Origin of the sequence: Rhodococcus sp. I2R (assembly GCF_020889545.1) — a bacterium.
Taxonomy (GTDB): Bacteria; Actinomycetota; Actinomycetes; order Mycobacteriales; family Mycobacteriaceae; genus Rhodococcoides.
Genome location: NZ_JAHUTG010000053.1, coordinates 1 through 5,252, shown reverse-complemented (window position 1 = coordinate 5,252; position 5,252 = coordinate 1). Strand labels below are relative to the sequence as shown.

Genomic DNA, 5,252 nt, shown 5'->3' with positions numbered 1-5,252 from the left:
AAAGACCCAGTGGAACAACCCGGCACGAGAGGTCGGACGATCACCCACGCCCGCACTCCACTCGAAGCCGCACAACCAAACTCACAGCGACGCCATCAGTTGATCGGTGCATTCGGGCTTATCTCGACGGCTATCGTGCTCTGCGGTGTCGGCATCGGCACGAGCTCTTCGTAAGAGTTCTTCAGCGGTATTCGCCCTTGCTCGCGCATCCCGCCTTGCGAAGTACTCGTCCCGCTCACTGCGTCGCGCCATCGTCAGCATGAATGACCAGACACGGCCCGCATCCTCGGCTCTTCGCGCGCGCTTGACGACGATTTGCCGTAGTGCCCGAAGCTGCCAGAGCCCCAGCCCCGAAGGCCGGAGCGGCGTCCAAGAGCTGCTGGAACCATAGACTTCCATACTGAATGCGCTGCACGACAATTGGCCCGTACTGGTCCCCGGCTGTTGCAGTCAGGACACTGGTCCCGCCACCTCTATCGTCATCACGCAGTAACCGGCGTCCGAGCTCTGCGCCGACCCGTTCTGACAGCTCCGCGATCACAGCGATCGCATCCGACAAGCGTGCCAACTCGCCGGCGGCCACGCGACCAGGCAGGTTGGGAATCGCGATACGCACCGTCCCCGGGTCGGGGACGTCAGCAGCTCAAACAGGCGGCCACCGCGGGTGGTGGTCACACCGCCGACACTGTCTACGGCGGGCATGAGAAAGTATTGCGGCAGACGGTCATCGGCATGATCGCGGGCGCCGTTCTCAAGGAGCATTCGAACCCGGGTGAGGCGACGGTGCAGATCGCCGGTCGGGTCAGGCTCTCGACCGGCGATCTGTCGTGGGAGGGGCGTACGGGTGACCTGCTCATCGTGCCCGACGCGCGGCATAGCCTCGAAGCGTTGGTGGACTCAGCGGTCCTGTTGACGGTCGCGAAGTTGTCGTGACCCAACGCCAGCACCCCGGGTTACGGGCCGTCTCCGGTGGCCTTGATGCGTTGACGCATCTGGGAAACACATGTCATCGAGGGCCTCGCGGACGGCCGGATCGCGATGTTCACCAAGATGCCCGATTCCTGATTGATGTGCCCACCACGGCTGCCGAGATGGAGGCCGTAGGCGAGGCCGCGGTGGTCGTCCTCGTCGATAAGGTTTCCATCGGCGTGTTGGGTCTGGAAGACCAGCTGCGGGCCGGTGGACGCGGCACCGTGGCCGAACTGATCGCCCTGACCGGCACCGCTCCGGTGCTGCTGACGCAGCGAAAACCCCCGCGCTCGCGGCGCAGGTCGGTATCAATGACGTGCGCGCTGGACTGCTGCCCCAGGACAAGGTCACCGCGGTGCGGGACGTCGAAGACTCCGGTCGCCGGGTGCTGCTGGTCGGGGACGGCGTCAACGACGCCCCCGCACTCGCCGCGGCTCACACCGGAATTGCGATGGGCCGCGCCGGCTCCGATCTCGCCCTCCAGACGGCTGAGCGGTGATCGTCCGCGATGAGCTGGCCACCATCCCGATGGTGATCGCCAATCTCGTCGTCGCAGGCCCGATCACACAGTATTCGGCAATCAAAGTCACTGACCCTGAACGGAGACTCACCGAGCATCGATTCGTTTGGTGACCGCCGAGTGTTCCCACAGGTCTGCGCAGTCTGAGCCGCTCGACCCAGCAACCAGCGATTCTCGGGAAGAGTTCCGGGCCTCCTCGGCCTGCGCGAGGAGCTGGTCGGCCATCTGCTGCTGGTCCACATCGGTAGCTATGGGATCCATGGGATCGAGTGTTTCGGTCATCATCGATCCTCCCCGCGAAGCCCGGCGTATCAGACAGACCAAGTTCAGATCGACCGCTATCCCGACACCCCCGAGCGTTCCCCCGGGGGGTCCACGGACCCGTTCACGGGGGCAGAAAGACCCTGCTCTCGGAATGGTTTCGGGAGCAGAGTGGTCATACGGGCTCTCCAGCGCCCGCGCGGGCTGATCAATTTCGCGGTTCCGCGAATGGCGGCCCCGCCAAGCATCGAGGAGGAGATCACAGTGATGTACTGGTACGACCACGATCCGGGCGGCTGGGGATACGTGCTGATGATCAGCGGGATGGTCCTGTTCTGGGGAGTGCTGATCACCGGCATCGTGCTGCTGGTCCGATTCGTGGGTCGGGATGGACAACAACGCGCCCAGCCGCCCGCGCTGCACACAGCAGAGCAGTTGCTTGCTGAGCGGTTCGCTCGCAGTGAGATCGACGAGAACGAATACCTCAGCCGGCTAACGACCCTACGTGGGCGGGCACAACCATGACCACGCACACGAAGACTCAGCTCCTGGCGGCCTGGCACACGGTGAGATATCAGGCCCCGCCGGGTAGGTAGTCCGTCCCGGACTCGTCCGCTGCGAGTGACTCCACCGGCCGCCCTGCACTGAGCCGGCGGGCCCTCTACGGAACGGAAGTTTCCGTGTTGCGCCTGCAAACCGCTCCCGACGCACAAGAGGAGGTGAAAGCAATGAACATGATGAAGATGATGCACATGATGATGATGTGTTTGCACCAGATGGGTGTGATGCCACCAATGAACATGCCACCAATGAACATGCCGATGTGACGCACCTATGCAGCTCGGGTCGACCGACCCGGACGCGACAGCTGGCGATTCCGTCGGCACGCAGCAAGCTGCCCGTGCCCTCTGGCCAGACGAAAACTCATCGCAGCGGCCTGCGCGGCAATACTCTGGTGGAAGATCGCGTCGGGTGAAGGGTGGCAGGCGCTGAGCGTCGCCCGGCCGTCGAGGGCTTCGCAGGCGCGGGCGACGCGCTGCTGCCTCGTGCCGAGGGTGGCGATAGCAGTGCTCGGCGAAACCTTGCGAATTCCGCCGCCGGGTCAGGACAACCACACCGACGACGACACCGAGAAAACGATATGAGCGCGCACATCCAGCCCCCACTCGGACTCAGCCGACGGGCGTTCCTCACGGCCGCGGGGGTCGGGCTCGGCGGACTCGCCCTGTCGGCCTGCACCCGATCGGCGCCCACCACCGGCGCCAACGCGGTCAATGAAAAGGCAATAGCCGCAGCGGAAGCCGCCCGACCCCACACCGGTCGCACCGTGAACTACAACCTCACACCGCAGCGCGCCGAGATCGATCTCGGTGGCCCCAAGGTGAGCACCCTCGTATACGGCGACACACTGCCCGGCACCCCCATCCGCGCCAACGTCGGAGACGAGCTGGCCGTGGCATTGTCGAACCGTCTAGACCACCCGACATCGGTCCACTGGCACGGCATCGCGCTCCGCAACGATATGGACGGGGCGATGCCCGCCAGCCCCAACATCGCGCCGAACGAAAGCTTCACCTACCGATTCTCGGTCCCGCACTCGGGCACCTACTGGGCGCACCCGCATGCTGCCGGTGTGGACACCGACTACGGGCTCTACCTGCCGGTCATCGTCGACGATCCCGGCGAGGCCGGAACCTACGATGCCGAGTGGGTCGTCGTCCTCGACGACTGGACCGACGGCGTCGGCAAGAACCCGCAGGACATCTTTTCCGACCTGAGCAATGGCGGGATGGGATCCATGGGCAACGGGTCGGGCGGCATGCCGGGCATGTCCGGGATGGGCGACATGCCCGGGATGGATCAGGGGGCCCAACCGACCAGCGCACCCGCACCCGGTGCAGCTACGCCGAACGGTGTGGGCGCCAGTGCCTTGCTCGGCGGCGATGCCGGCGATGTCAGCTACCCCTACTACCTGGTCAACGGGCGCATACCCGAGGCCCCGACCACGTTCGCGGCGAAACCCGGTCAGCGCGTACGGATCCGGATCATCAACGCCGGGGCGGACACCGCGTTCCGCGTGGCGCTGGCCAACCACAAGATGACCGTCACCCACACCGACGGCTTCCCCGTTGTGCCGGTCGAGGTCGACGCATTGTTGCTTGGAATGGGAGAACGCTACGACGTCATCGTCACAGTCAAGGACGGCGTCTTCCCCCTGGTGGCCGCGGCCGAAGGCAAGAACGCGCAGGGGCGGGCCCTGCTGAACACCGGAGCCGGGTCCGCACCGGCGCCGACGTACCAGCCTGCCGAGCTCAACGGCCGGGTCGGGACCGTCGACGACTTTGTGGCCGCCGAGAACGTGATGTTGCCTCAAAGGCAGCCCGATGCGAGCCTGCGGGCCGATCTCGGCGGGGACATGATGAGCTACGCCTGGACCATCAACGGTCGCTCGTACGACAACACCGAGCCGTTGACCATCCGGCAGGGCCAGCGGGCCCGTCTGACGTTCACCAACATGACCATGATGTGGCATCCGATGCACCTGCACGGGCACACCTTTCAGGTGATCAAACCCGACGGGTCCCCGGGGCCGCGTAAGGACACCGTCATCGTTCTACCGATGAGGTCGGTCGCGGTCGACCTCATCGCGGACAACCCTGGGGACTGGATGCTCCACTGCCACAACGCTTACCACATGGACGCCGGCATGATGACCCAGCTCAACTACACCGCCTAGTGGTCTGTCTGTGGAATAGCATCGTAGTTTGTACCATGTCTGTTGTGACTGCAGTGGCGTTGTCGGTCAGCGCTGAGCAGCGGGGGGAGTTGGAGCGGATGGCCGCGTCGACGTCTTTGTCGCATCGGCAGGTGGTCCAAGCGCGGGGACTGCTGTGGGCCTGCGACGCGTGGCCAACGAGGAGATCGCCCGTCGCTGCGGAGTGGACTCGGATACGGTGGGTCGCTGGCGTTCTGGGTTCGCCGAGCGGGGCATGGACGGGGTCGGGGTGATCGCCAAGGGCCGCGGACGTAAGCCGAGCTTGCCACCGGGCACGGCCGAGGCGGTCCTGCGTTTCACGCACAAGGAGCGGCCCGCGGGCGGCTCGACGCACTGGAGCACCCGATCTCTGGCGGCGCGGGTCGGGATCGGCAAGGACGCCGTCGCGAAGATCTGGGCCGACCACAATCTGAAGCCGTGGAAGGTCGACACGCTCACGGTCAGCGGAGACCCGCGGTTCCAGGAAAATCTGTTCGATGTCGTTGGCACACGCGGAATCGTCGGGAAACCACTCCAGAAACTCCTAAAAAGTGCGCGGGTAGTCAATCCCACCGACGGGACCGGACTGCTCGATATCCATCTGACCAGCATAGGTCCACTTAACCTGGTTGCACCGATTCGGTAGCGACCAAGCGCGGGTCGCAGACACGAAATGCCCTGTCGTAGTGGAAGAATGAGATTTCTCGAGGATCAAATTCGGCCACAACGAAGGGCATCTCGCAGATG

8 protein-coding genes are annotated in these 5,252 nt (G+C 64.9%); 7 read left to right on the top strand and 1 reads right to left on the bottom strand.

Annotation, left to right across the window (positions count from 1 at the left end):
• The first annotated feature begins 561 nt into the window (after window positions 1-561).
• From KVY23_RS24635 to KVY23_RS24630, 3 genes are all read left to right on the top strand, one after another.
• Window positions 562-933, top strand: a complete 372-nt coding sequence (locus tag KVY23_RS24635; RefSeq protein WP_230558520.1) for a cupin domain-containing protein — start codon at window positions 562-564, stop codon at window positions 931-933.
• 57 nt (window positions 934-990) lie between these two features.
• Complete coding sequence (locus KVY23_RS25355; RefSeq protein ID WP_206511559.1) at window positions 991-1,065, top strand: wax ester/triacylglycerol synthase domain-containing protein; 75 nt, start codon at window positions 991-993, stop codon at window positions 1,063-1,065.
• 220 nt (window positions 1,066-1,285) lie between these two features.
• A complete protein-coding gene (locus KVY23_RS24630) occupies window positions 1,286-1,468 on the top strand; it encodes an HAD family hydrolase (RefSeq protein ID WP_230558519.1) in 183 nt (60 codons plus the stop codon).
• 108 nt (window positions 1,469-1,576) lie between these two features.
• Here the strand turns inward: KVY23_RS24630 and KVY23_RS24625 are convergent, their stop codons facing one another.
• Window positions 1,577-1,771 (bottom strand): hypothetical protein, encoded by a 195-nt coding sequence (locus KVY23_RS24625; protein ID WP_230558518.1) that lies wholly within the window; start codon window positions 1,769-1,771, stop codon window positions 1,577-1,579.
• Window positions 1,772-1,978: 207 nt separating this feature from the next.
• Between KVY23_RS24625 and KVY23_RS24620 the strand changes: the two genes are divergently transcribed.
• The 4 genes from KVY23_RS24620 (at window position 1,979) to KVY23_RS24605 (ending at window position 5,151) form a co-directional block, all read left to right on the top strand.
• Window positions 1,979-2,275: an SHOCT domain-containing protein gene (locus KVY23_RS24620; protein WP_374108769.1), complete on the top strand. Its 297-nt coding sequence runs from the start codon at window positions 1,979-1,981 to the stop codon at window positions 2,273-2,275.
• Between the two features lie 155 nt (window positions 2,276-2,430).
• Window positions 2,431-2,577 (top strand): hypothetical protein, encoded by a 147-nt coding sequence (locus KVY23_RS24615; RefSeq protein ID WP_158050535.1) that lies wholly within the window; start codon window positions 2,431-2,433, stop codon window positions 2,575-2,577.
• Window positions 2,578-2,891: 314 nt separating this feature from the next.
• The gene (locus KVY23_RS24610) at window positions 2,892-4,487 is read left to right on the top strand and encodes a multicopper oxidase family protein (protein ID WP_206511557.1); all 1,596 of its coding nucleotides are present in this window, start codon (window positions 2,892-2,894) and stop codon (window positions 4,485-4,487) included.
• 154 nt (window positions 4,488-4,641) lie between these two features.
• Entirely contained in the window at window positions 4,642-5,151 is a 510-nt protein-coding gene (locus tag KVY23_RS24605; protein ID WP_206511558.1) for a helix-turn-helix domain-containing protein, read from the top strand.
• Window positions 5,152-5,252 lie beyond the last annotated feature (101 nt).

Bases quoted from the DNA above. Each gene is read 5' to 3' on its own strand.
- KVY23_RS24625 (WP_230558518.1), bottom strand. From the start codon at position 1,771: ATGACCGAAACACTCGATCCCATGGATCCCATAGCTACCGATGTGGAC.
- KVY23_RS24620 (WP_374108769.1), top strand. From the start codon at position 1,979: ATGGCGGCCCCGCCAAGCATCGAGGAGGAGATCACAGTGATGTACTGG.
- KVY23_RS24610 (WP_206511557.1), top strand. From the start codon at position 2,892: ATGAGCGCGCACATCCAGCCCCCACTCGGACTCAGCCGACGGGCGTTC.